This window comes from Microthrixaceae bacterium, from assembly GCA_016702505.1.
Classification (GTDB): domain Bacteria; phylum Actinomycetota; class Acidimicrobiia; order Acidimicrobiales; family Iamiaceae; genus Aquihabitans.
In genome coordinates this window covers 81589-104924 of record JADJDU010000004.1, presented here as the reverse complement: position 1 = coordinate 104924, position 23336 = coordinate 81589, and the positions used below count along the sequence as shown (strand labels likewise).

At 68.2% G+C, this 23336-nt stretch carries 23 protein-coding genes; 10 read left to right on the top strand and 13 right to left on the bottom strand.

Annotated features, from left to right (window positions below; genetic code table 11):
* Window positions 1–20 precede the first annotated feature (20 nt).
* On the top strand, window positions 21–2957 hold the full coding sequence (locus IPG97_06625) for a CocE/NonD family hydrolase (protein ID MBK6856226.1): 2937 nt from the start codon (window positions 21–23) through the stop codon (window positions 2955–2957).
* 10 nt (window positions 2958–2967) lie between these two features.
* On the opposite strand, the gene IPG97_06620 is transcribed toward IPG97_06625, so the two are convergent.
* Window positions 2968–3357 (bottom strand): VOC family protein, encoded by a 390-nt coding sequence (locus IPG97_06620; protein MBK6856225.1) that lies wholly within the window; start codon window positions 3355–3357, stop codon window positions 2968–2970.
* A gap of 104 nt (window positions 3358–3461) precedes the next feature.
* Here IPG97_06620 and IPG97_06615 point away from each other — a divergent pair, with 104 nt between their 5' ends.
* Window positions 3462–4229 carry an SDR family oxidoreductase gene (locus IPG97_06615; protein ID MBK6856224.1) on the top strand — a complete coding sequence of 256 codons (768 nt, stop codon included), beginning with the start codon at window positions 3462–3464 and terminating at the stop codon, window positions 4227–4229.
* Between the two features lie 15 nt (window positions 4230–4244).
* Here IPG97_06615 and IPG97_06610 read toward each other — a convergent pair whose 3' ends face one another.
* The 3 genes from IPG97_06610 to IPG97_06600 all read right to left on the bottom strand — a co-directional run bounded on the left by IPG97_06610 (window position 4245) and on the right by IPG97_06600 (window position 9061).
* Entirely contained in the window at window positions 4245–5801 is a 1557-nt protein-coding gene (locus IPG97_06610) for an acetolactate synthase large subunit (protein ID MBK6856223.1), read from the bottom strand.
* 183 nt (window positions 5802–5984) lie between these two features.
* The gene (locus IPG97_06605) at window positions 5985–7370 is read right to left on the bottom strand and encodes an FAD-binding protein (protein ID MBK6856222.1); all 1386 of its coding nucleotides are present in this window, start codon (window positions 7368–7370) and stop codon (window positions 5985–5987) included.
* A 140-nt stretch (window positions 7371–7510) separates the two neighbouring features.
* Window positions 7511–9061, bottom strand: a complete 1551-nt coding sequence (locus tag IPG97_06600) for an adenylate/guanylate cyclase domain-containing protein (protein ID MBK6856221.1) — start codon at window positions 9059–9061, stop codon at window positions 7511–7513.
* Window positions 9062–9208: 147 nt separating this feature from the next.
* On the opposite strand from IPG97_06600, the gene IPG97_06595 reads away from it, so the two are divergent.
* The 3 genes from IPG97_06595 to IPG97_06585 all read left to right on the top strand — a co-directional run bounded on the left by IPG97_06595 (window position 9209) and on the right by IPG97_06585 (window position 11138).
* Window positions 9209–10174, top strand: a complete 966-nt coding sequence (locus tag IPG97_06595) for an aldo/keto reductase (GenBank protein ID MBK6856220.1) — start codon at window positions 9209–9211, stop codon at window positions 10172–10174.
* Window positions 10175–10198: 24 nt separating this feature from the next.
* Entirely contained in the window at window positions 10199–10822 is a 624-nt protein-coding gene (locus tag IPG97_06590) for a TetR/AcrR family transcriptional regulator (protein ID MBK6856219.1), read from the top strand.
* A gap of 64 nt (window positions 10823–10886) precedes the next feature.
* On the top strand, window positions 10887–11138 hold the full coding sequence (locus IPG97_06585; GenBank protein ID MBK6856218.1) for a hypothetical protein: 252 nt from the start codon (window positions 10887–10889) through the stop codon (window positions 11136–11138).
* 1 nt (window position 11139) lies between these two features.
* Here IPG97_06585 and IPG97_06580 read toward each other — a convergent pair whose 3' ends face one another.
* On the bottom strand, window positions 11140–11523 hold the full coding sequence (locus tag IPG97_06580) for a YbaN family protein (protein ID MBK6856217.1): 384 nt from the start codon (window positions 11521–11523) through the stop codon (window positions 11140–11142).
* Window positions 11524–11564: 41 nt separating this feature from the next.
* Entirely contained in the window at window positions 11565–12068 is a 504-nt protein-coding gene (locus IPG97_06575; protein ID MBK6856216.1) for a hypothetical protein, read from the bottom strand.
* A 90-nt stretch (window positions 12069–12158) separates the two neighbouring features.
* Here IPG97_06575 and IPG97_06570 point away from each other — a divergent pair, with 90 nt between their 5' ends.
* The gene (locus IPG97_06570) at window positions 12159–12884 is read left to right on the top strand and encodes an acyltransferase (GenBank protein ID MBK6856215.1); all 726 of its coding nucleotides are present in this window, start codon (window positions 12159–12161) and stop codon (window positions 12882–12884) included.
* A 16-nt stretch (window positions 12885–12900) separates the two neighbouring features.
* Here IPG97_06570 and IPG97_06565 read toward each other — a convergent pair whose 3' ends face one another.
* Entirely contained in the window at window positions 12901–13626 is a 726-nt protein-coding gene (locus IPG97_06565; protein ID MBK6856214.1) for a tRNA (guanine(46)-N(7))-methyltransferase TrmB, read from the bottom strand.
* A gap of 62 nt (window positions 13627–13688) precedes the next feature.
* Between IPG97_06565 and IPG97_06560 the strand changes: the two genes are divergently transcribed.
* Complete coding sequence (locus tag IPG97_06560) at window positions 13689–14039, top strand: hypothetical protein (GenBank protein ID MBK6856213.1); 351 nt, start codon at window positions 13689–13691, stop codon at window positions 14037–14039.
* Here IPG97_06560 and IPG97_06555 read toward each other — a convergent pair.
* Window positions 14026–15414: a lipopolysaccharide biosynthesis protein gene (locus tag IPG97_06555; GenBank protein ID MBK6856212.1), complete on the bottom strand. Its 1389-nt coding sequence runs from the start codon at window positions 15412–15414 to the stop codon at window positions 14026–14028. The genes IPG97_06560 and IPG97_06555 overlap by 14 nt on opposite strands.
* Before the next feature lie 144 nt (window positions 15415–15558).
* On the opposite strand from IPG97_06555, the gene IPG97_06550 reads away from it, so the two are divergent.
* On the top strand, window positions 15559–16488 hold the full coding sequence (locus tag IPG97_06550) for an alpha/beta hydrolase (protein ID MBK6856211.1): 930 nt from the start codon (window positions 15559–15561) through the stop codon (window positions 16486–16488).
* Window positions 16485–17171, top strand: a complete 687-nt coding sequence (locus IPG97_06545) for an alpha/beta hydrolase (protein MBK6856210.1) — start codon at window positions 16485–16487, stop codon at window positions 17169–17171. The genes IPG97_06550 and IPG97_06545 overlap by 4 nt, the downstream gene beginning before the upstream one ends.
* A 54-nt stretch (window positions 17172–17225) precedes the next feature.
* Here IPG97_06545 and IPG97_06540 read toward each other — a convergent pair whose 3' ends face one another.
* Window positions 17226–18290, bottom strand: coding sequence for a polyprenyl synthetase family protein (locus IPG97_06540; protein MBK6856209.1), 1065 nt, complete (start codon window positions 18288–18290; stop codon window positions 17226–17228).
* Window positions 18291–18361: 71 nt separating this feature from the next.
* Here IPG97_06540 and IPG97_06535 point away from each other — a divergent pair, with 71 nt between their 5' ends.
* Window positions 18362–18874 (top strand): hypothetical protein, encoded by a 513-nt coding sequence (locus tag IPG97_06535; protein MBK6856208.1) that lies wholly within the window; start codon window positions 18362–18364, stop codon window positions 18872–18874.
* A gap of 61 nt (window positions 18875–18935) precedes the next feature.
* Here IPG97_06535 and xseB read toward each other — a convergent pair whose 3' ends face one another.
* The 4 genes from xseB to IPG97_06515 all read right to left on the bottom strand — a co-directional run bounded on the left by xseB (window position 18936) and on the right by IPG97_06515 (window position 23324).
* Window positions 18936–19154 carry an exodeoxyribonuclease VII small subunit gene (gene xseB / locus IPG97_06530; protein ID MBK6856207.1) on the bottom strand — a complete coding sequence of 73 codons (219 nt, stop codon included), beginning with the start codon at window positions 19152–19154 and terminating at the stop codon, window positions 18936–18938.
* Window positions 19147–20535, bottom strand: a complete 1389-nt coding sequence (xseA, locus tag IPG97_06525) for an exodeoxyribonuclease VII large subunit (GenBank protein ID MBK6856206.1) — start codon at window positions 20533–20535, stop codon at window positions 19147–19149. Before xseA ends, xseB begins: the two co-directional genes overlap by 8 nt.
* 267 nt (window positions 20536–20802) lie before the next feature.
* Complete coding sequence (locus IPG97_06520; GenBank protein MBK6856205.1) at window positions 20803–21387, bottom strand: superoxide dismutase; 585 nt, start codon at window positions 21385–21387, stop codon at window positions 20803–20805.
* Window positions 21388–21476: 89 nt separating this feature from the next.
* Window positions 21477–23324, bottom strand: a complete 1848-nt coding sequence (locus IPG97_06515; GenBank protein MBK6856204.1) for an ABC transporter ATP-binding protein — start codon at window positions 23322–23324, stop codon at window positions 21477–21479.
* Between the last annotated feature and the right edge of the window lie 12 nt (window positions 23325–23336).

The window sequence follows — 23336 nt, the reverse complement described above, 5'->3', positions numbered from 1 at the left end:
GCCGGAGCCCTAACAGGGGAATGGATTCGTTGCTTCGTCGCATCGCAGTCGCGGCCGCCGTTGTGGTGGCGGCGGCCAATCCGGTTCTGGTGGATCCCGCCTCGGCGGCCGCGCCCTTCAACGCCGGTGGCAGCGTGAACCAGGTGTACGTCACCGGGCTCACACCCGGACAAGACGTGGAGCTGAACGACCACGACGGGGATCTGGTCGATGCCGGAACCGCTGACTCCGCCGGGGCCTACCTGTTTCGCAAGGTCGAAGCGGCCAGCGGGTACGAGGTCACGAGTGGCGGCGAGACGGTCGATTCGCTGACCGTCACCGACCCCGATGATCACCCCGACAGTTCCTGGTACGACGCCGAGGCCTCGGCGCACCCGATCCTGGCCGGCTATGGATACCTGACCACCCGCGACGGCACGAAGCTGTCGGTCAACGTCAACTTCCCGGTCGACGCGGGGCCAGGCCCGTGGCCAGTGGTGGTGAACTACTCGGGATACGACCCCTCCAAACCAGGCAACCCACCCTCGGAGTCGCTGCTCTACGTGGCTCAGGGCTACGTGGTCGTCGGGGTCAACATGCGCGGCACTGTCTGTTCGGGTGGTGCCTTCGAGTTCATGGAGGACCTCCAGGCAACCGACGGCTACGACCTGGTGGAACTCCTGGCCCGCCAGAGCTGGTCCAACGGAAACATCGGGCTCACCGGCATCTCCTACTCCGGCTACAGCCAGCTCTATGTGGCTGCCACCCGGCCCCCCCACCTTCGGGCCATCACGCCGTTGTCGCCCTATTCGGACACCTACAGCGCCATCTTGTACCCGGGAGGCATCCTCAACGACGGGTTCGCGGTGGAGTGGGCCACCGACCGGGAGAACGGGGCCCGGCCCGCAGCCCGGGGCTGGGCCCGCAACCGCATCGCCGATGGCGACACGGTGTGCGCACGCAACCAGGACCTGCGGCTCCAGAGCGAGCCGCTGCTGGAACGCATCCGGTCCACTCCTTTCGCTGAGCACGAGTTCGACTACCTCAACACCGAAACGTTCGTGGATCGGATCGAGGTTCCCACCTACCTGGCCAGCCAGTGGCAAGACGAACAGACCGGTGGCAGCGCCGCCAACCTGGTTCCCTTGTTCGATCCCGACACCGAGGTGTTCGCCAGCTTCACCAACGGTGCTCACATCGAACCAATGGCCCCGACCGAGCTCGTTCAGGTGATGGCGTTCACCGACATCTACGTTGGCCACCGCATCCCCGCCATCAACCCGCTGGTGGCGGCCTTTGCCCCCGGGATCTTGGCGTCCGACATCTTCGGTAGCTCCGATACTGCCGCCTTCGCCTTACCTCCGGCCCCGTTCGCCGATGCTCCCTCCTATGCCGCGGCCCGCGCCGGTTACGAGGCTCAACCTCACATACGCATCAAGTGGGAGAACGGGGCCGTCACCGGATCCGAAGGCCTGCCCGTGGGAACGGCCGAGACCCGTCACTCGTCTTGGCCCCTCGACGGTCTCGAAGGTGAACAGCTCTACCTCCACCCCGACGGGCAGCTCTGGGAGTTCCCGGCAACCGTGCCCGATGGTGTGGCTCGTGCTGCCAGCGCCTACGTCTACGACCCCACCACCAAGCGTCGCAAGACCCTGGCCGGTGACTCTGGTGAGGCCTGGCGCCCTCACCCTGACTACCGCTGGGATCCACTGGCCGAGGGCAACTCGCTCAGCTACCTGACCGCTCCCTACTCCGAGACCACGGCCTACGCCGGGCAGGGTTCGGTGGATCTGTGGCTCCGCTCGACCGCGGTAGACACCGATATCGAGGTGACCCTCACCGAGGTCCGCCCCGACGGGCAAGAGGTCTTCATCCAGAGCGGCTGGCTCCGAGCCAGTCACCGGGCTCTGGATCCGGCCCGATCGACCGAACTGGTGCCGTTCCACACCCATCAGGCCGAAGACGCCGCGCCACTGCAAGCCGGAGTCTTCACCCCGGTTCGGGTCGAGCTGTTTCCCTTCGCCCATGTGATCCGGGCCGGCTCCCAGATCCGGGTGAACATCGAAGCCCCGGGCGGCAACCAGCCGCTGTGGATGTTCGACACGATCGATGGTGCCGCCGTCAACGAGATCGGCCACAGCGTGACGTCTCCATCACGGGTGGTGCTCCCTCGGGTTCCGTCGGCCCAGGCCCCTGAGGTTCCCTCGACCTTGCCGGCATGCACCCTCCCCGACGTGACCACCCAAGGTGTTTCGCTGCGCAACCAGCCGTGTCGCCCGTACCGTCCGGCCCGCACCCCCACCGGGGTCGTAGCGGTCGCCGATGATGACGTCGACTCGGACGCACCCGGGCTGGTCACCGTGTACTGGCAAGCTCCTCCGGGGCCGGCACCGACCTCCTACCTGGTGATCGCCGCTCGCCAGGACGGTGACGGCCAGGACGGCGATCCCGAGCCGGTCGAGGTGGTCGGAGACCTCGGCACGGTCGACCTGACGGTGCCGAGAGACGTTGCTTTCGAGGTGCGGGTGATCGCCCGCTATGGCGAGGACGACGGCCCATCGTCGGATGCGTCGTTGCCGGTGGTGGTGCGGTCGGTGACCGGACCGACCCGACCGATTCCTCCCACCACCGCGCCGCCCCTGTCGGTGCCGGGCCCGACCACCACGTCGACCACCGTGTCGACCGGTCCGTCCACGGCTCCGAGCACCTCGTCGGTCCCTGGTTCGACCACGTCACGACCGGGTTCGTCGAGCTCCACGACAGCGGGCCCGACCACCACTTCCGCGACGACTGGTTCGACGACGCCAGCGGCTCCGGGTTCGCCGACAACCTCTCCGGGTACCTCGACCGCGCCGTCGCCGAGCTCGACTTCGCCCACGTCGGCACCGGGTCCTCGGCCCGGGTGGGTTCCAGGATCGGGTGCAGCCCCGGCGAGCGGTGCCAGGCCGGTCGGGGGGAGACCGGCCTACACCGGCTGACCCGATCGACTCAGGCCGGGTCGGGGGCCACCAGCTCGACCTCGAAGCCGTCAGCGTCCTCGAGATAGGCCACCGTGACGGTGGCTCCCACCGGGTGGCGCTGGTCGGGTAGCGGAGTCCACCCGGCGCTGGGGGCATCCTCCAGCAGGCGAATCAGATCGTCGGTGCTGTCCACCCGGAAGGCCACATGGTTCATTCCGGGCCGAAGTCGGGAGTACAGCATCCCGGGGACCATGTCCGGCGACGCCTCGATCACGATCGCCGAGTGCGGCCCCCGCCACAGGCGTCCATGGTCCCAGCGCCGCTCCATCTCGTAACCAAGGCGATCCAGCAGCCACCCCCAGGACCGTTCGGCCCGGGCCAGATCGGGGACCCAGAGTTGGAGGTGGTGTATCGACATGGAGCGGAAGTGTACGGCCCGCCACTGTCAGCACCGCCCGAGCCGCCCGAGCCGCCCGTGATCGCGTCTACCGTCTCGACGACCTGATCCGAAAGGGGAACGCAGTGGGAACGATCGTGGTGACCGGCTCTGAAGGCGGCATGGGGCGAGCGCTGAGGAAGCGCCTGAAGGCCGACGGCCATCAGGTGATCGGAGTTGACGTGGCCGGGGCCGAGGTCGATGCCGATCTGTCCACCCCCGTCGGGCGCTCGGCGATGGTCGAACGCGTGACCGAGTGCAGCGAAGGCCGGATCGACGGCCTGGTGGTTGCGGCCGGCCTCCAAAAGGGCGATCCCAGCACCATCGTTTCCGTCAACCACTTCGGGGCGGTAGCAACCATCGAAGGCCTCCACCCACTGCTGGCCAGCTCCGATCAGGCGTCGGTGGTAGTGGTGTCGTCGAACTCGACGACCACCATGCCCGGCTATCCCGTGGCGCTGGCCGAGGCTTGCCTGGCCGGCGACGAGCCAGCGGCTACCGCCCTGGCCGACGAACCCAACGGCGCCTATGCCGCCAGCAAGCTGGCCCTGGCCCGGTGGTCTCGGCGGGCGGCCACCACCGAGCGGTGGATCGGGTCGGGGATCCGTCTGAACGTCATCGCACCTGGCTTCGTCGACACGCCCATGACCGAAGGCGGATGGGACTTCGTCAAGGCCATCAGCGACATCTATCCGATACCGGTGGGGCGGCCCGGGTCGGCCGACGAAGCCGCAGGGCTCATCGCCTACCTGCTGTCGCCCGAAGCCGCCTTCTTCTGCGGCTCGTTCATCGTGATGGACGGCGGCACCGACGCCGCCCTCCGCCCCGACGACTGGCCCCGACCGCTGACCTGACCGCTCGGCCCTTCGTTAGAGGATCGAGGGGACGATGGCCTCGATCACTACCGGGCCGCGCTGAGCGATGGCCGCCGCGAACTGTTCGTTGAACTCCTCGGCGGTGGTGGCCCGGCTGGCCGGTACGCCCATGCCCTGAGCCAAGGCGACGAAGTCGAGGTTGGGGTGGCTGAGGTCGAGCATCTCCTTGGCCTTGGGGCCACCAGCGGTGGCACCCACCCGGTTCAACTCCATGTTGAGCACGGCGTAGCTGGCGTTGTTGAAGATCACCGTGACCACGTCGAGGTTCTCCCGAGCCATGGTCCACCACGACTGGAGGGTGTACATGGCGGCGCCGTCGGCCTGCAGCGCCACCACCTTGCGGTTGGGTGCGGCCACCGCCGCACCCACCGCCACCGGCAGGCCCTGCCCGATGGCACCACCGGTCAGGCACAGCCAGTCGTGGGCTGGCGAACCGGCGGTGTGACCGGCGGCGAACAAGCCGCTGGTGTTGCCCTCGTCGGACACGATGGCGTCCTCGGGGAGCAGGGCCCCGATCGTTCGGCACACCGCATCGGCCGACAGCGGGCCGGCGGGCAGTTCGGGCACGTCGAGGGGCTGGAGCGTCTCGCTGCCGGCGGCGGCGCCGACGGCTTCGGCCAGCGCGGTGAGCGCAGCCAAGGGGTCTCCGCCGTATCCGGCCAGGGTGTGCACGGTGCAGCCCTCCGGTACCAGGTCGCTGGCCTTGCCCGGGTAGGCGAAGAACGACACCGGCGACTTGGCGTCGACCAGGATCAGGTGCTTCAGGCCGTCGAGCTGCATGGTCGCGAACTCTGCGAGATAGGCCAGGCGATCCACCGGTACCCGACCCGCTCCCCGTTCGATGCGGGTGGGGAAGGTCTCGGCTAGCAACTTGGATCCGGTGGTGTTGACGATGCGACTGGCTTGGACCAGCGCCTCGGCCCGACATGCCCGTCCGCCGACGAACAAGGCGGCGGACTCGTCGCCACCGAGGATGGCGGCCAGCTCGGCCACTGTCTCGGCGTTGATCGGCTCGGGAACGACCGGTGCGAGCGGTGCGGCGGGCTCGGCTCCTTCGGTCCAGCTCACGTCGGCGGGCAGGATGTGGGTGGCGATCTGGGCCGGGGGGCCAGCTGCCACGGCCACAGCTTCGGCGGCATCGGCGGGTAGCTGTGCTGTGGTGGCCGAGGTGCGGATCCACGTGGACACGTTGGCGGCCACGGTCTCGATGTCGGACTCGAGTTGGGCGTCGTATCGCTTGTGGTACGTGGCGTGGTCGCCCACGATGTTCACCACCGGAACGTGGCCCTTGCGGGCGTTGTGGAGGTTGGCGAGACCGTTGCCCAGGCCAGGTCCCAGGTGGAGCAGCACCGAGGCCGGCTTGTCGGCGATGCGGGCGTAACCGTCGGCCGCGCCGGTGGCTACCCCTTCGAACAGGGCCAGCACACCGCGCATCTCGGGCACGTCGTCCAAGGCGGCCACGAAGTGCATCTCAGAGGTGCCGGGATTCATGAAGCAGACGTCCACGCCAGCTTGGACGAGCGTGCGGATGAGAGCCTGGGCTCCGTTCATTGATCTACCTCAGAAGTTGCGTTGGTGTAATGGGTGGGTGGGGGATTGGGACCGTGGTGGCCGGTCGTCGGTGCCCGGTCGTCGGTGGGAAAGGGACGGCCCGGGCTCGGCGGTCGGTCCTGTCGGTGGTTGGGGAGCCGAGGGGCTGAGAGGCCTGGCAGGTACTTCGGCGAGCGCCGAAAGTCAGTCGAAGATGGCGCCAGGGTTGAGGATGTCGGAGGGGTCGAAGGCGGTCTTTATCCGGCGCATCAGGTCGAGCTTGGCCGGGTCTTCGGTGGCGGCCAAGTGGGCTTTCTTGGCCCGGCCGATGCCGTGCTCGCCCGATACCGCGCCACCGAGCTCTACGCCGGTGGACAAGATGTCGTGCATGGTGGCGTGGCACTTCGCCGGGTCGGTCTGGAACACCGACAGGTGGACGTTGCCGTCGCCAGCGTGACCACACCCGACCACGAACGATTCGTACTGGGCGGCGATGGCCTGGCATCGGTCGAGGAAGGCCGGGATCTCGGCCCGGGGCACCACCACGTCCACGATCTCGTTGGCGTTCATGGCCTTGGCTGTCCAGAACGCCTTTTCGCGGGCGTCGATCAGGGCAGCACCGGCGGCCGGGGGGAGGACATACACGTCGAGCCCGCCGAGGTCGGCGCACATCTCAGCCAGGGTGGCCGTGTCTTCCTCTACGCGGCTGTCGACGTGGTTCTCCAACACCACCACCAGGTAGGCCATGGCCGCGTCCTTCACCTCCTGCGGTACGCCGAGATCAAGGCCGGCGCTGGCGGTGATGGCGCTCATGGTGATGAAGTCGATGTACTCGAGGATGGTGGGGTTCAGTCCCGACCCGACGATGGGTGGGATTGATCCGGCCACGTGGGCCAGATCAGGGAACGGCACCAACACGGTGGCACCGTGGGTCATGCGGGGATGGAGCCGCAAGATCACCTCGGTGACCACGGCCAGCGTTCCTTCTGAACCGATGATGAGCTGGGTCAGGTCGTACCCCGACGTGGCCTTGACGAACTTGCCACCGGTACGGATCACCTCGCCGGTACCCAAGACCGCGGTAAGACCCAACACCTGGGAGCGGGTGACGCCGTAGCGGACGGCGCGCATCCCGCCGGCATTGGTGGCGACGTTGCCGCCCAGGCTGGCCGAGTTCTCCCCGGGTTGCACCGGGTAGATCAGTCCGTGAGGCTTGAGGGCCTCGTCGAGTTCGAGCAGGGTCACACCCGGCTGCACCACGGCCACGTGGTTATCCAGATCGATCTCGAGGATGGAGCGCATCCGGTCGAAGGAGATGAGGATCCCATCGGCATGGGGGATGCACGCGCCCGACATGCCCGTACCCGCGCCCCGGGCGGTGACCGGCACCCGGTTCTGGTTGGCCCAGGCCACGACGGCGGCGACCTCGTCGGAGTCGGCGGGGCGCACCACCGCCGCGGGCCGGACGCCGGGCATGCCCAGGACCTCGTCGTGGGTGAGGTCCTCGGAGATGTCGTCTCCGGTGAGCACCTGACCGGCACCGACGACGGCCTCGAGCGATGCGGTGAGTCCGGCTGTGTCGACCGTCATGTCTGGTGAACCCCCCTGGTTCAAGGATTGGGACGCTGGTGGGCGACCGGTGGCCGCGGCCGCAAAGCATGCCATGACCCGATCGGGTCAGGTCGGGCCTCTGATGTGAACTGTGTCGCCGGTTGCGGGGTTCGTCACCCCTACAGCGGAACCGCCAGGCGGGTGGGGGTGTGACGACCCCGCAGGGTCACCTCTTCGCCCAGCCGCCAGTTCTCCCGTTCGGAGATCGACGCGGCCTGCAACGCCGCGGCTGAAGCAAGCACCATCGGCTGGTGGGTCTTGGCCAGTTCGGTGAGTCGGGCGGCCTCGTTCACCGGGTCGCCGATCACCGTGAACTCGAAGCGCCGTTCGTCACCGATGTTGCCGGCGACCATCGGACCGAAGGCCACCCCGACCCCGGCCCCCAGTTCGGGTACCTCGTCGGGTAGACGGCGGGCCACCCCGCGCGCCGCTGCCAAAGCCCTGCCGGCGGGGTCTCCGGTGGCGGTGGGCACGCCGAACACGGCCAGGGTCGCATCGCCCTGGAACTTGTTGATCCAACCGCCGTGGGCATGGACCTCGTCGACCACCACCGCGAAGAACCGGTTGAGCAGTTCCACCACCTCGTTGGCCGGTCGGCTGGCCGCCAGTTCGGTGGACCCCACCACGTCCACGAACAGGGCCGCGGCTCGGCACAGTTCGCCGCCCAGAGCCGTGCCTCGTTCAATGGAGTCTCGGGCCACATCTTCACCGACCTGTCTCGAGTACAGGTCTCGGATCCGTTCCCGTTCTTCGAGGCCGATGGCCATCTCGTTGAAGCCGGCTTGGAGCAGTCCCAGCTCGCTGCCGTCGAACACGACGGTCCTGGCCTCCAGGTCCCCGTCGCTCAGGGCTCGGATGGCTCGACGCAGATCCCGCAGCGGTGCAGCCAGAGCCTTGGTCCCGAACCACAGCATCCACGACCCGACCACCAGACCTAGTCCCCCCAGCACGATCATGTTGATCGACAGTTGGGTCTCGGTAGCCCGGGGCCGGATCAGGGCGAACACACCGGTCAGTACGACACCGAGGAGCGGGACACCGGACCCGAGCGCCCAGGCGATGGTGGTGCGGGTGACCACTCCGGGTAGGCGGGGGCGATCTACCGGGGTGGCCGTCAGGGCGAGGGCTGCCACCGGGCGCATGGCCCGCTCGGCGATGAGATAGGTGAAGGCCGAGGTGGTTAGTCCACCCAGGAACACCGTGAAGCCGACTCGGGTCAGCATCTGAGGGTCGAGCAGGGTGTTGAGGATGGTGAAGGTGACCGCGGCCAGGCACCAGGCGGTGACGTGCACGGTGAAGATCCGTGCCGGCGCGTGCAGGACGGCCGTCACCTCGCGCGGTTCGGGGTCACGTCCTTCCCTGAGCCACCGTCGACCCGTCCGCTGCCAGGTCTCCCCCCAGGCCAGGATCGAGGGCACCGCCACCAGGCAGAAAGCCAACGCCACGATGATGTTGAGCGCCACGAGGCGTCCCAGCCGCTCGACCGGGGGGCCCGGGATCACCCAGATCACACAGGCCACCACCACGGCGATGCCAGCCAGGTTGGCCAGGGTCAGCCCCAGGGCCAGCCAGACCCGTACGCGCCTGACCAGTCGCTTGCCTTCAGCGGCGGTGGGTCCGTGGTGATCGAGCTCACGGCGCGGGCCCACCAGGTCAACTCCGACCGTCATGTCAGGGGCAGGCTCCACGGTCTCGATCCGACGACGCTAGTGGCCCGGCGGTGCCGGTTTCGGAGGCTCGGTAGGCTCCGGCGCGCCCACCATCGCATGCAACGCCAGGAGTCTCACATGACCACCATCGACTCGACCCGCCCCGCTATGCCCTATCGCCGGCTCGGCCGTTCTGGACTTCAGGTGAGCGCGTTGTCCTTCGGATCCTGGGTGACGTTCGGGACCCAGGTGGACACCGGCCTGGCCGAAGACTGCCTGTCGGTTGCCCGTGATGCCGGTGTCAACTTCTTCGACAACGCCGAGGCCTATGCCGGAGGCGAGTCCGAGCGGATCATGGGCCGCGCCATAGCCGCTCTGGGCTGGGAACGGTGGTCCTACGTGCTCACCACCAAGGTCTACTGGGGCATCCACGGCGACGTGCCGAACATGCGCAACACCCTCAACCGCAAGTACCTGATGCATGCCATCGAGGGTTCATTGGAACGTCTCGGGCTCGATTTCGTGGACCTGCTCTACTGCCACCGACCCGATCCTCACACCACGTTGGAGGAGACGGTGTGGGCCATGAGCGACATCGTCGCATCGGGTAAGGCCCTCTACTGGGGAACATCGGAGTGGTCTGCCGATGAGATCCGGGCCGCGTGGGAGATCGCCGAGCGCCACCACCTGCACAAACCGGTGGTCGAGCAACCCCAGTACAACCTGCTGGAACGCAGGCGGGTGGAACGTGACTACGCCCGCCTGTACGACGACATCGGTCTGGGGCTAACCACGTGGAGCCCGTTGGCATCGGGGCTCCTCACCGGCAAGTACGTCGACGGGATCCCCGAAGGAAGTCGCGCTTCGTTGCCGGGATATGAGTGGCTGCGCGACATCCTCGTGGACCCCGACAACAACGCAAAGGCAACCAAGTTGGTGGAGATCGCTCGGCGCATCGAGGTGACCCCATCTCAGCTCGCCATTGCCTGGTGCGCGGCCAACCCCAACGTGTCCAGCGTGATAACCGGGGCCAGCACCGCCGCTCAGGTGCGAGAGAACATGGGGGCGCTCGACGCTCTGGCGCGGCTCACCCCGGAGCTGAAGGCCGAACTGGAGGCTGCTGTCAGGCGATAGGCGGGTGTGAGAGAGTTAGTAGCGATGAACCCTCGCACCGCGAATCCCCATATCCGGGAGGCGTTGGTGGAGACCGCGGCCCGTCTGTTGTCCGAAGGTGGGCCCGAGCTGTTGACGTTGCGCAGACTGACCCAAGAGGTCGGAACGTCGACCATGGCCGTCTACACGCACTTCGGCTCCATGGACGATCTGCGCTTCGAGGTGGCCCGGGAGGGGTTCAAACGCCTACGCCGTCGACTCGCTGCTGTGGACCATTCGGCTGATCCCGTGGTCGACATGGCCCGCCTCGGGCTGGCCTACCTGACCAACGCCATGGAAGACGCCCACATCTATCGGGTTACCTTCGGGCTCGGTGCCGATGCTCCGGATGCCAGCGAGCTGGCCGGGGTCGGGTACGACACGTTCATGGTGTTGGTCGACGGCGTCGAACGCTGCATCGAGGCGGGAAGGTTCGGTCCCGCCGACCCGGTGGACCTAGCCACCCAGCTCTGGTCAACGCTTCACGGGGCTGTGGCCCTGGCCCAGGCCGGGCTGTTGGACGAAAGCGGTCTCAACCAGGTGTTCGTATCGACGACCATCAACTTGTTCGTCGGATTCGGCGATGATCGGGACAAGGTCATGGCTGCCTTTGTCGATGCCGAGTACTGAGCCAGGTTCCACCGAAATGCAGAGCCTTCCCGGCGGAGTTGCTGTCACCGGCTAAGCAGGGCGGATGGAAGACGACGATCTCATCTGGGCGGCTACCGCCGCGGCTATCACGTTGGGGGTCACCACCCTGGTGCAGAAGGCGCTGGCCCGTGAGTGGAGGACCCGACGTGGTGTCTCCCCGGCCGCCCACGACACATCGCTGACCGAGGCGGTCATGTACGCCGTGGCCTCGGGTGCCGCGGTAGGTCTGACCCGCCTGGTCGCCGATCGAACCCTGCGATTCGCCAAGGCGCGGCGCCTGCGGGCCACCACCTGACCTACGGGCTGGGTACCTCGCCGGTACGGGCCAGCACGTGTTCACGGGTGGGGACGCGCCACCAGATCGTGGCCACCCCGATCGCAGCCAAGGCCAGAACCACGGCGACGATGACGGGCGCGTTGCGCAGCGTCACGCTGCTAAACGTGACGGCCAGGGCGATGGTGCCGGTGGCGTACTGCTTGGCCCGAATCGGCATGCCCAAGCCGGCCCGGTGGTCCTGCACCAGCGGGCCGATCCTGGGAAGCTCGAGGATCCATTGCTCGAATCGTGGGCTGGAGCGGCTGAAACACCATGCCGCCACGATGAAGAACACCGTGGTGGGCAGCCCGGGCACGATGATGCCCAGCGACCCGAGCCCGACGGAGCCGAATCCGACCGCCATCCACCCCGCCCGACCAAGGCGCCCGGGTGCGGCCGAGGTGGTCACCGGAACATTTGCTCCGAGATGTGGGTGAGGTCCTGGACCAGCAGGACCGCCAACAACACGATGATGCTGGAGGCGATGGCGGTGAACGGCCACCGCCATTTGTGATCGGCCACGAAGAACCGTCGCACGGTGAACACGTCGCACACGATGGCCACGGTGCCGATCAGCAGACCCACCCACGGCCCGACGCCGGTGGCGAAGCCCACCGCGGGGAGCAGGAACGGGAACACCACGTAGGTGAGCGTGCAGCGGGTGGCCGAGATCATCATCGACTTCTGGAAAGCCGACTGGGCCCGAGCCGCCGACACGGGGGCCGCGGATTCGGGAACGCGCAGCACCCGGCGGGCGATCTGGTCGGCCTTGGACCGCTGTCCAGCCGAGGCCGGACCAGCGGTGGCGGTGATGGGGCAGCTGGTGGCACCGAGTGCCTGGTGAGGGAACGGGCAGCCGCCTGTAGCAGCGGCGGAAACCGGGACCTCGGTGACCGGGGCGGACTCCATGACCCAACAGGCTAGGGACTCGGCTGCTCACTCCAAAACCGCGCGCTCCGCCAACGTCGGCCGTACTCTTCGCTGGTGCTCCCACGACCCATGGCTCGAGCTGTCCACCGTGTCACCAACCAGGCCATCCAGTGGGGTTGGAGTCGCCTGAGGGTGGCGGGAGCCATTGCGCCCGGGATCGCGGCGGCAGAGAGGTTCGGATCGTTCGGGGCAGGCAGCGTCATCGGTTTCCCCACTGCCACCATCTACGGCGAGCGCCAGATCCACATCGGCACCGACACCTTGGTCAACACCTGGGTGACGTTGGCGGCTGGTTATTCCCCCGACCAGCCCACCGTCCCCGACAGGGCCCTGGTCATCGGCGACCGGTGCGTGATCGGCATGCGTTCGGGGATCGTGGCCCACGAGTCGATCACCATCGGTGACGACGTGTGGTTCGGTCAGGACATCTACGTGACCGACGGGAACCACGGTTACCAGGATCCGGCCACACCGCCCGGTGTGCAGTTGGGTGAACACGAGCCGGTCGTCATCGGAGACGGGGTGTGGATCGGCCACGGGTCGGTGGTGTTGGCCGGGTCCAGGATCGGTCGTCATGTGGTGGTGGCGGCCGGGTCTGTAGTGCGTGGCGAGATACCGGATCGGGCGGTGATCGGCGGGGTCCCGGCCCGGGTGATCCGCCGTCACGAGCCCGGCGTGGGCTGGATCCGCCCCGACGGCAAGGGCGAGGTCATCCCCGAGCGACCCACGGTTGACCCACAAGCGCTGGCCCGGCTCGCCGAGCTCGACGACGACGAGCTGAGTCGGTTGTCCTGATCAGCCGACGCTGGGGTCAGTCTCGGCGGTGAGCTATCAGATCGGTGATGTGGCGGCCGGCGAGCAGGCCTCGACCCTCATAGGTGGTGACCGGGCGTTCGGGTCTAAGGGCGGCGCCGTCCACGTCTACCTCGAGGCGGGGCTCGGCCATCAGGGCAAGGCGCATCTGGAGGGCGTAGTCGTCCCAGTCGGTGGCCAGGTGTAGCCAGCCGCCGGGCGCGACGATGTCGGCAACGGTGGCCACGAACGCCTCGTCCACGAGCCTGCGGTGGAGGTGACGACGCTTGGGCCACGGGTCGGGGAACAAGATCCGCACCGCGTTGATCACCTGGGCGGCGGCCGGGTCGTTCTGGTCGGCCAGGTCCGCCACCACCGCGGTCACGTCGGCTTCGAGGATGCGCACGTTGGTCGGGCCGTCGTCGTCGAGGACCTGGAGCAGACGGGCGATGCCGGGGCGGTGCAACTCGACCGCGATCACGTCCCAGTCGGGGTGGCGGGTAGCCCAGTCGATTGTCGCTTCACCGGTGCCGACCCCGACGTCGAGCAGCCGGGGGGCGTCGCGGCGGAACGCCCCGACGAGCTCGCCATGGCGTAGGGGCGGCGTGATCGACCACGCCGGTGTCAGGTCGGTGAGGGCCTGGCGTTTGGAGTCCGACATGCGGCCCCGACGTTTGGTTGTTCTCACCGCCTTGGAACGTGACGAGCCCGATTCGTCGGGCTGGGGCGAGCGCGGGACGGTCACCGGTCCATGTTGGCCCCCGATGACGCGAGCCTTCGAACCTCCAACCGGTACCGTCTTGACCCGTGAGCGAACCGACCCGCCCCGGTCGCCCTTCGAGGTGGCACGGTGAAGCCGGGTTTACGCTGTCCGAACTGCTGCTGGTTTCGGTGTTCGTGGTCGGCCTGGTCCTGGTCGCGGTCACCTCGGCTCGAAACATCGAGGCAGATACCAGCCGTAGCAACTGTGAGACCGAGTTGCGCAACCTCAAGATGGCGGTAGCCCAGTACCAGTCCAAGCGGGACCGGTATCCGTCCTCGATCGAGGATCTGGTCAGGGCCGGTGTGGTCGATGCCGAGGCGGTCGACAGTTGGATCGTCACCGGTGGGGGTGGCGATCAGCCGCCCACCTACCGACCTGATCTCACCCGTTGTTGAGCTGACCAGCCTCGCTGAGGTCGCCTTGCCCAAGGGCATCGCGGCGTCGGGTGACGGCGGTGAGCACCACCGCAACCGCGGCCGCCACCAGGTTGCCGACCAGCCACGCCGTCTTGGCGCCCTCGATCCCCTGATCGGGCACCAGCACCAGCGCCGGGCCGATGATGGCCACGGTGAGGGTGACGGTGATGGCCACGGTGGCGACGTTGCGGTGCAAGATGCGGGCCTCGGCCAGGTAGAGCGAGGTGAGCGCCCACGGCACGCCGGCCGCCATCATCAGGGGAAGGATCTCGGCGGCGTCGCGGTAGCCCTCGCCGTAGGCCATCACCACGATCTCCCGGCCCAGGAAGGTGACCAGGGCGCCGGCGGCCATGAGCCCGACGGCGAGGACCATGGCCAGGCGGAGCTGGGAACGCACCCGGGCGCCGTCCTTGCCGCCCTCGGCCAGCAGTGCCTGCCCGATGGCCGACGGCACGTAGAAGGCGATCGACACGATTCCCCAGGCCACGTAGAAGCTGGAGTTGACGGTGTTGGAAACGTTGAGCAGGACGATCACCGGCAGGGCGAAGTACGGGGCCTGGTAGGCGAGGGTCGACAGGTAGTTGACGCCCGAGTAGCGGGCGGCGGCCCGGGCGTTGGTCGGTCTCGGGCCGAGGCGGTGTCTGCCCCCGGTGGTGCGGTTGATGAAGGCCACGCCCAGCGCGCCGGAGAGGGCTACGGGTCCCCCCAGGTACAAGAACAACAGGAGCGATCGATGGTCGCTGGTCTGACCGAGGTGGACCAGGGCGATCTTGGCCACGCTCACGGCCACGATCCGGAACAGGACCACCCCCCAGCGCCGCATGGTCATGGCCCGCACGTCGACGATTAGAGACCAGGCCGATCCGACCACCACCAGGGTGAACACGGCGAAGCCGCCGGCCGGGTGCCAGTTCCACAGAACGTCTTCGGCGGCCTGGGGGCGGGCGATGGCCTGGTATCCGGCGCTGGCCACCACCGAGGCGGCCGCAGTGGCCAGCACGCCCCAGGTGAAGATGGTGTGGGCATCGGTGGAACGGTCCGCCGCGTAGCGGGCCAGGGCCACGGGCAGGCCTAGCCCGGCCAGGTACACCACGAACAGCGACGACGTGTAGAGGGCGGTGGCGTCACCGAAGGTGTGCTTGGGGTCGAGTTGGGCGACGAGGAGCGAGAACACCATTCCGCCCACGCCCTGGGCGGCGGCGCCGAGCACCAAGACGCTGGACCCGGTGATGAGGTGACGATGGCCGCCACCGCGCTCGCGCAGAGTTCGTCGGGCCGCGGTCTGGTCGGTGGCGTCGGCCGCGATCTCGGGGGCGCCCGGTGCGACCGTGGCGGAGGAGGTCGAGTCGGTCACAACGAATCCACAATACGGGGTGGACTCGGCGGTCAACGATCTTGACCGGCGGGTCAAGTTTGGGCGTACCCTGGCCTGGTGACCACCACCGAGGCCTCGCCGTCGTCAGCGGGACCCGTCGGATCCGGCGCCCAAGACGTCGAGATCCCGAGGGCCCGACTCCGCTCGGAGCCCGTCACCGGCTCCTACCCCGGCGCCCGTCGACCCGACCGCTTCCGGGTGGTGGACGGCGACGGCCTGGCATTGGCGGCCTGGGAGTGGGGTGACGCAGACGCACCTCCGATCCTCATGGCTCACGGAGGCTTCGACTTCGCGGGCACGCTCGACGGGTTTGCTCCACTGCTCGCCGATGCCGGTTGGCGGGTGGTGTCCTGGGATCAGCGCGGCCACGGCGATTCCGAGCATGCATCGCTGTACTCCTGGGATGCCGACCGGCGAGATGCTCTGGCCGTGCTGGACAGCATCGGTCCGGCCCCCATCCCCCTGGTAGGTCACTCGAAGGGCGGGGCGCTCCTCCTGGCTCTCGCCGATGCCGTACCCCACCGGGTCAGCCACCTGGTCAACCTCGACGGGTTGCCCTCCAGCCGGTCCTGGCCCGATGTAGCCGAGCACAACCGGACCAGCATGCGCCGCAGTGAGCTGGCCGGTTGGTTGGATCATCGTCGGGCCGCGGGGACCAAGGTCCGCAAGCCGGGCACCGCGGCCGAGCTGGCCGAACGCCGGGGTCGCATGAACCCGCGGCTGGACCCGGCATGGCTGGAGTACCTGGTTCCGATCGGTGGATATGAGCGTCCAGACGGGTGGCGGTGGAAGATCGACGCATCAATGCGCATGGGTGGGTTCGGCCCCTGGCGCCCCCAGTGGTCCATGGACCTGTTGCCCTCGATCGGTGCGCCGGTCCTGTGCATCCTCGGCTTGGACATCGAGCTCATGGGTTGGGGCACGTTGCCCGAAGACATCGAACCGATGCTTCCGAGCCGGGGGCTGTTCATCCCCCTTGAAGGAGTCGGGCACTTCGTCCACGTTGAACAGCCCCGACTGGTAGCGGACCACGTGTTGGAGTTCTTGTCATGACCACCGTGACCCTCCGCCATGTTCGAACCGAGTTGGCGCTCCACCGGCTGCGCCCGTCGCTTCCCGGGGCAGCGTGGGGGCGGCCGCTGCTGCTCCTGCACGGCCTGGGTGAGCACACCCCATCGACCCCTCCTCCAGTGACCGACATCTGGACCGGTCCGGTGTGGGGACTCGACCTCACCGGCCACGGCCGTTCGAGCATGCCCAAGGGGGGCGGATACACAGCGGAGGCCCTGATGGCCGATGTCGACGTGGCGTTGGCCCACCTGATCCCCGACGACGACTCCCCGCCGGTCACGGTGTTGGGACGTGGCCTCGGTGGCTATGTCGGCCTTCTCATCGCTGGCGCCCGGCCCGAACTGGTTGCAGGCGTGATAATCGCCGACGGTCCCGGGTTGGCCGGTGGAGGGCCGGCACCTCATTCATCGGCGGTCATCAGGACGCGGCTGGGCACCCCCACGGGTGGAACCCCCGATCCCTATGCCCTGGTGGAGCTGACCCGAGACGTCCGCCCCGGCGACTACGCCACCGCCTATGTGCGCCAAGCGGTGGAGTTCGGTCGGGTGGACAAGCCGGTGGCGGTGGCCACCCGGTCCCGCCCGCCGTGGCTGGAGGCCATCGCCTCCGAGCCGGGGGTCGTGGTCGAAGGGATAGAGGCGGCACTGGACCGATACGGGCGCTGACCAGCTCGAGATGTGACCGTCACATGGGGTCTGGCCAGCCATCGGCTGTCCGGCTCAGGCGGTGCGGGCGACCACGAAGTCGGCCAGGTCGGTGAGGGCCCGCCGCACCTCTGTGCCGGTGTCGAGCTCATCCAACGACGAGATGGCCTGATCGGCCAGTGACTCGATTTCGGCTTCCACCGCACTGAGCGCGCCGGTAGACACCAACACCTCTTGGATCAGGGTGACCTTGTCGGCATCCAGATCGGGGTCGCCAACCAGGTCGAGAGCGGCCCGCTGACCATCGGTGGCTTGCTCGTGGGCCACCGACAACAAGAGCGTGGGCTTGCCTTCCCTCAAGTCGTCCCCCACCGGTTTGCCGGTGCGCGTGCTGTCCCCGAACACGCCCAGGACGTCGTCTCTGAGCTGAAAGGCTTCTCCGAGCGGGTCGCCGTAGCGGCTCAACGCCTCGGTCATGTGGTGCCCCCCGGCCAGGACGGCACCCAACTGGAGTGGACGCTCGATCGTGTACTTGCCGGACTTGTAGCGGGCGATCCGCCGGGTACCGGCCCGGTCCCGTCGCCCTTGAGCCGTACCCACCAGGTCCAGGTACTGGCCGACGTTCAGCTCCACCCTCAGCTCGTGCCAGAGCCGAGCCACCTCGGGCGGGCCGTCTGGAAGGAGGAGGTCGGCGTAGACGAAGGCCAGGTCCCCGGCCAGGATGGCGACACCCTCCCCGAATCGGCGATCCTCGCCGGCCCAGGACTGGGACCGATGTCGGTCGATGAACTGACGGTGCACCGCCGGCGCCCCGCGGCGAGAGGCCGAACCGTCCATCACGTCGTCGTGGATGAGGGCGAACCCTTGGAGCAACTCGAAGGCGGCACCGGCGTCCACCACCGCCGGGTCATCTGGGTCGCCACCCGCGGCCCGGAAACCCCAATGGCAGAAGGCGGGCCGCAGCCGTTTGCCGCCGCTTAGGACGAGTCGGCCGAGGGCGTGCAGCGGTTCGTCCAGGTCAGTGTCGAGGGCGGCCCACCGGGACCGTTCCTCGCCGATGAGCCGGGTGATGCGTTCCTCGACGCGGCTTGCGATCAGCGCCAGGTCGGCTGGGATCGGGGAGAGGTCGGCGCCGGCCATGACCGCCAACCCTACGGCCGCTCCGCCACGCCCACGCCATCGTTGGGGCCTAGTACCCCTACCCTCAGGTGATGAGACCGGCCCGGGTGATCGCCGTAGCGGTGTCCACTGTCGCCCTGTTGTCGGCGTCGCCCGGATGCAGCCGGACCGAGTTCCAGGACCGGACCGCCGAGGTGACGCTCGGCGACACGCTGATCACCTTCGACCTGGAGGCATGCGGGCTTGACGGCACCACCGTGTTCCTGGTCGGCCGAGGTGCGGGTGGGAGCGTCCTGCAGATGGTGATGGAGGTGGAAGACGACGGATCTTCTGGTGTCGTAGATGGCACCGGCCTGTCGGTGGATCGGGGCAGCCAGTTTCACGAAGCCTTCGGGTCCGCGGCCTGGAAGGCCCGCGGTGAGTCTGGTCCCGCGCCAGGTTCGATCGACTGGGCCCGCCTGCGCGGTAGTCGGATCCAAGCCGGTGGAACCCTGGAAGCCGGAGTCTCGGCCACCTCATCGGTACCGGCCGATGCACTGCCCGACGACACCGACGTCCCCTTCACGGTGGACGCCCGCTGCGACCTCCAGGATCGGAACGGCTAGCCGGCAGTTCAGCCTGGATCCGCCGTAAGGCAGAACCCCCGTCCGATCGGTGTGTCGAGGCTCAGCTTGGGGGTTCGAGGTCGGCTACTACCGCTTGGACTTGGGCTCGAGCGGTGACGATGCGGTTGCGGCAGTGGGACACCAGCTCGGCGGCTCTGGCCACGTCGTCTGCCACCCGGTCCACGTCGGGCTCGTCGTGCTCCAATCGGTCCAAGATGGACTCAAGTTCGGCCAATGCCGCGGCATAACCCATCTCGGAAGCAGGGGTGAGGTCAGTCATCGGAGGTCTCCTGAAGCGATGGGGTGGCAGCGTGGGGGCCGCCGGTAGCTGGGTCGACGGCGGCTTGGACGCCGTCGGGGGTGACGGTGCTGGTGACCGAACCGTCGACCAGCCGGGTGTGGATCATCGATCCCGGCGCCAGGTCGGTCACCGAGCGAATGGCCCGGCCGTCGGGGCCGGTAGTGATCGACCAACCCCGTGCCAGGGCCAGGGCCGGGTCGTGAGCTCGGGCCCGAGCGGCCAACCCGTCCAGGTCTCGGTCAGCCCGCTCCATGGTGCGAGTGGCGGCCCGGGTAGCTCGGGACCCGATCTGGTCGAGCCTCACCTGGTGGCCTTGCAACGTTCGGTTCACGCCGCGGCCGATACGGGCCGTGCGCAGGTCGAGTCGCCGTTCTGCCTCGCCAGCGGTGGCCAGCGCGGCCTGGCGGGTGGCGACCCAGGTGCCATCCAACCGGGTCAGGAACGTCCGAACCCGATGGACAACGGCGGCGGCCGCGGCAGTGGGCGTCTTGTGGGAGCTGTGGGCCACCTCGTCGGCCACCGAGCGGTCGATCTCGTGACCGATTCCGGTGAACACCGGCACCGGGCTGGCGGCGATGGCTCGGGCTATGGCCTCGTCGTCGAACACGGCCAGGTCGGTGGTGGCCCCACCACCTCGCACCACCATGGCGACGTCGACGAAGCACTCACCGGTGTTCACCGCATTGGTCAGTCGCTCCAGTGCTCGGACCACCTGAGGGGCAGCCTCGACCCCTTGCGTTCGGACGTCGAGCAGCCACACGTCGAAGGCAAACCCGCTGCCTTCCAGTTCGGCCATGACGTCGGCGTGCGCCGCGGTACCGGTGCTGGTGACGACGGCCAGCCGCAGCGGGACCATCGGGAGCGGTCTGGTGGCGTTGTGGGTCAACAGCCCCTCGGCCTTGAGAGCAGCCAGGACCCGGTCCCGGTCGGCCTTGAGGCGGCCCAAGGTGAACTCGGGGTCGATGGCGCTCATCCGGAGCTGGAGCACACCCCGGGGCTCGTACCACCGGAGCCGGGCCTGGATCCGAACCTCGATCCCGTCCTCCATGCGGACCCCGCCCCCGGCCCGTTTGATCTGGTTGTTCACCACCACCCGCTCTGGGGCCAACAGGGTGACCGCCACCATCGAACGGGGAGTGGCCCCGGCCGGGCACGGCTCGACCAGGTCGAAGTACACGTGGCCGTTGGCAGATCGGTTCAGGTTGCGGATCTGCCCGCTGACCCACAGATCAGTGGGGAAGGCCCGGGCCGCGACCCGAGCGATGCGGGCTGCCAACTCGGCCACGCTGAGCGTGTCGGTCCGGCCGACGTCACGGTCGAACAGCGCACCACTTTCGGGGCTGGGGGTCGGGTCGGTCACGGGCGGCACGGTACCCGCGGTCGCCGACGTCGAAGCGGCTCGGCCAGCAACGCCCGGTGGATGGGTCACGCCTGGTCCGCCTCACGTTCGAGTAGCGCCTCGCTGGGAAGACCTCGGTTCGAATCGTGTTTCCTGGGCCACACATCGCCCGCTCGTCTGCGAAGCGACGAGGGCCGCACCCCAAGCTCGGAGTGCGGCCCTCGTTCTCGGACAAACCACCTCACCCATGGCGCGGAGCCCGGGTCGGCGGTGTGGTGGCGTGGTCGATCAGCTGGCCAGGTTCTGGGCCACGAAGTCCCAGTTCACCAAGTTGGCCAGGAAGTTGGAGATGTAGTCGGGGCGGGCGTTGCGGAAATCGATGTAGTAGGCGTGCTCCCACACATCGATGGTGAGCAGGGCCTTGACGCCGTGCTTGAGGGGCAGATCGGCGTTGGCGGTCTTCTGAATCTTGAGCCCACCGTCGTCCACCAGCCAGGCCCAGCCCGAACCGAACTGGGTCTTGGCGGCGTCGGAGAACTCGGTGGCGAAGGCGTCGAAGGAGCCGAAGGCCGAGTTGATGGCGTCGCCCAGCTCGCCACCGGGGGTACCGCCGCCGGTGGGCGACAGGCAGTTCCAGTAGAAGGTGTGGTTCCAGACCTGGGCCGAGTTGTTGAACAGGGGCCCGGCGTCGGCGGCGAGGATGATCTCCTCCAGCGACGAGTCGGCGTGCTCGGTGCCGTCGATCAGCCCGTTGAGGACGTTCACGTAGGCGGCGTGGTGCTTGCCGTAGTGGTAGTCGATGGTCTCCTTCGAGAGGCCCTTGCTCTCGAGGGCATCGGGGGCGAAGGGCAGCGGCGGCAGCTCGATGGCCATGGGGGTTCCTTTCGGAGGGACGGTTTCAGCGCGGCGTTGACCCTACCGCCGACGTCCCCCACTCCGAACCAGACGGTGGATCTCGGTCCTCAGGCGCCGGCGTGTTCGCGGACGAGCGTTCGGTACAGGTCGGCGTAGAGTCCGTCGGCGTCCATGAGGTCGATGTGTCGGCCTTGTTCGACTAGGCGTCCGTGGTCGAGGACCAGGATCCGGTCGGCGTCGACGATGGTGGACAGGCGGTGGGCGATCACGATGGCGGTGCGTCCCTCCAGGGCATGGGCCAGGGCCTCCTGCACTGCGGCTTCGTTCTCGCTGTCGAGGTTGGAGGTGGCCTCGTCGAGGATGACGATGGCCGGGTCCTTCAGCAGCATCCGGGCGATGGCCAACCGTTGCTTCTCGCCACCCGAGAGCCGGTAGCCCCGCTCGCCGACCACGGTGCGATACCCGTCGGGGAGGGCGGCGATCACATCATGGATACGAGCCGCTCGGGCCACCCGCTCCAGGTCGGCGTCGGTGGCTTCGGGGCGGGCGTAGCGGAGGTTGTCGGCCACCGATTCGTGGAACAGGTGGGGGTCCTGGCTGACCACACCGATCGCCGAACGGAGCGAGGCTTGCGTGAGATCGCGTACATCGTGGCCGTCGACGCGCACCGAACCGTCGGTGACGTCATAGAGCCGGGGGATGAGTTGGCTGATGGTGGTCTTGCCGGCACCCGATGGCCCGACCAGCGCCACCAGCTCACCGGGTTCGATGGTGAACGTGACGTCGTGAAGGACCGGCCCGGCCCCGATGTCGGGGGCGGCGAGTTGAGCTGCGCTCTCCAACGAGGTGATCGAGGCATCCATCGCGCTCGGGTAGGCGAAGGTGACGTGATCCAGTTCGACCCGGCCCCGGGGTGTGGGTAGAACTCGAGCATCGGGCCGGTCGGTGATGGGGTTGGGTGAGTCGAGGACCTCGAACACCCGGTCGAATGACACGAAGGCGGTCATGAGGTCGACGCGGGCGTTGGTGAGACTGGCCAGAGGTGAGTAGATCTGGGTGACCAGCACCCCGAGGGCCACCAAGGTGCCGGTGCTGATCGAACCGGAGATCACCTGGCGACCACCCACCAGGTAGATGACGGCGGTACCCACCGCCCCGACCAAGGTGAGAGCGGTCATGAAGGTACGGCTGTACATGGCGCTGCGAACGCCGATGTCTCGCACCCGACCAGCCCTGGCCGAGAACCCGTCTGCCTCCCGGTCGTGGCTGCCGAACAGCTTGACCAGCAGCGCCCCCGACACACCGAAGCGCTCGGTCATGGTGGCGTTCATCTGAGCGTTGAGGTCGAAGCCCTCGCGGGTGATTCCGGCCAGTCGCCGGCCGACGCGCTTGGCTGGCAACAGGAACACCGGCAACAAGAGCAGCGACAGCATCGACAGCCGCCACTCCAGGACCACCATGGCTCCGAAGGTGGTGGCCAGGGTGACCACGTTGGACACGACGGTCCCCAGCGTTCCGGTGACGGCCCGTTGGGCACCGATGACGTCGTTGTTGAGACGGCTGACCAGAGCCCCGGTCTGGGTGCGGGTGAAGAAGGCGATGGGCTGGCGCTGAACGTGGTCGAACAGGGCGCTGCGAAGGTCGTAGATGAGTCCTTCGCCGATGGTGGCCGACAGCCACCGTTCCACCAGACCGAGCGCCGCGCTCATGAACGCGGTTGCCACCATCAGCCCGGCCAACACCATCACCTGGTCCCGGTCGGCGTCGGGGATGGCGTGGTCGATGATCCGACGGATCACCAGCGGTGGGGCTAGGCCCAGGAACGACTGGACCACGACCAGGGTCAAGAAGGCCGCCACCCGACGCCGGTAGGCACGGGCGAATCGCCAGACGCGCCGGATCAGCCCGGGGGTGAGGGTCACGCCGGCCACCTTGGTGGGGTCGGAGTGCATCATTTGGAACACGGC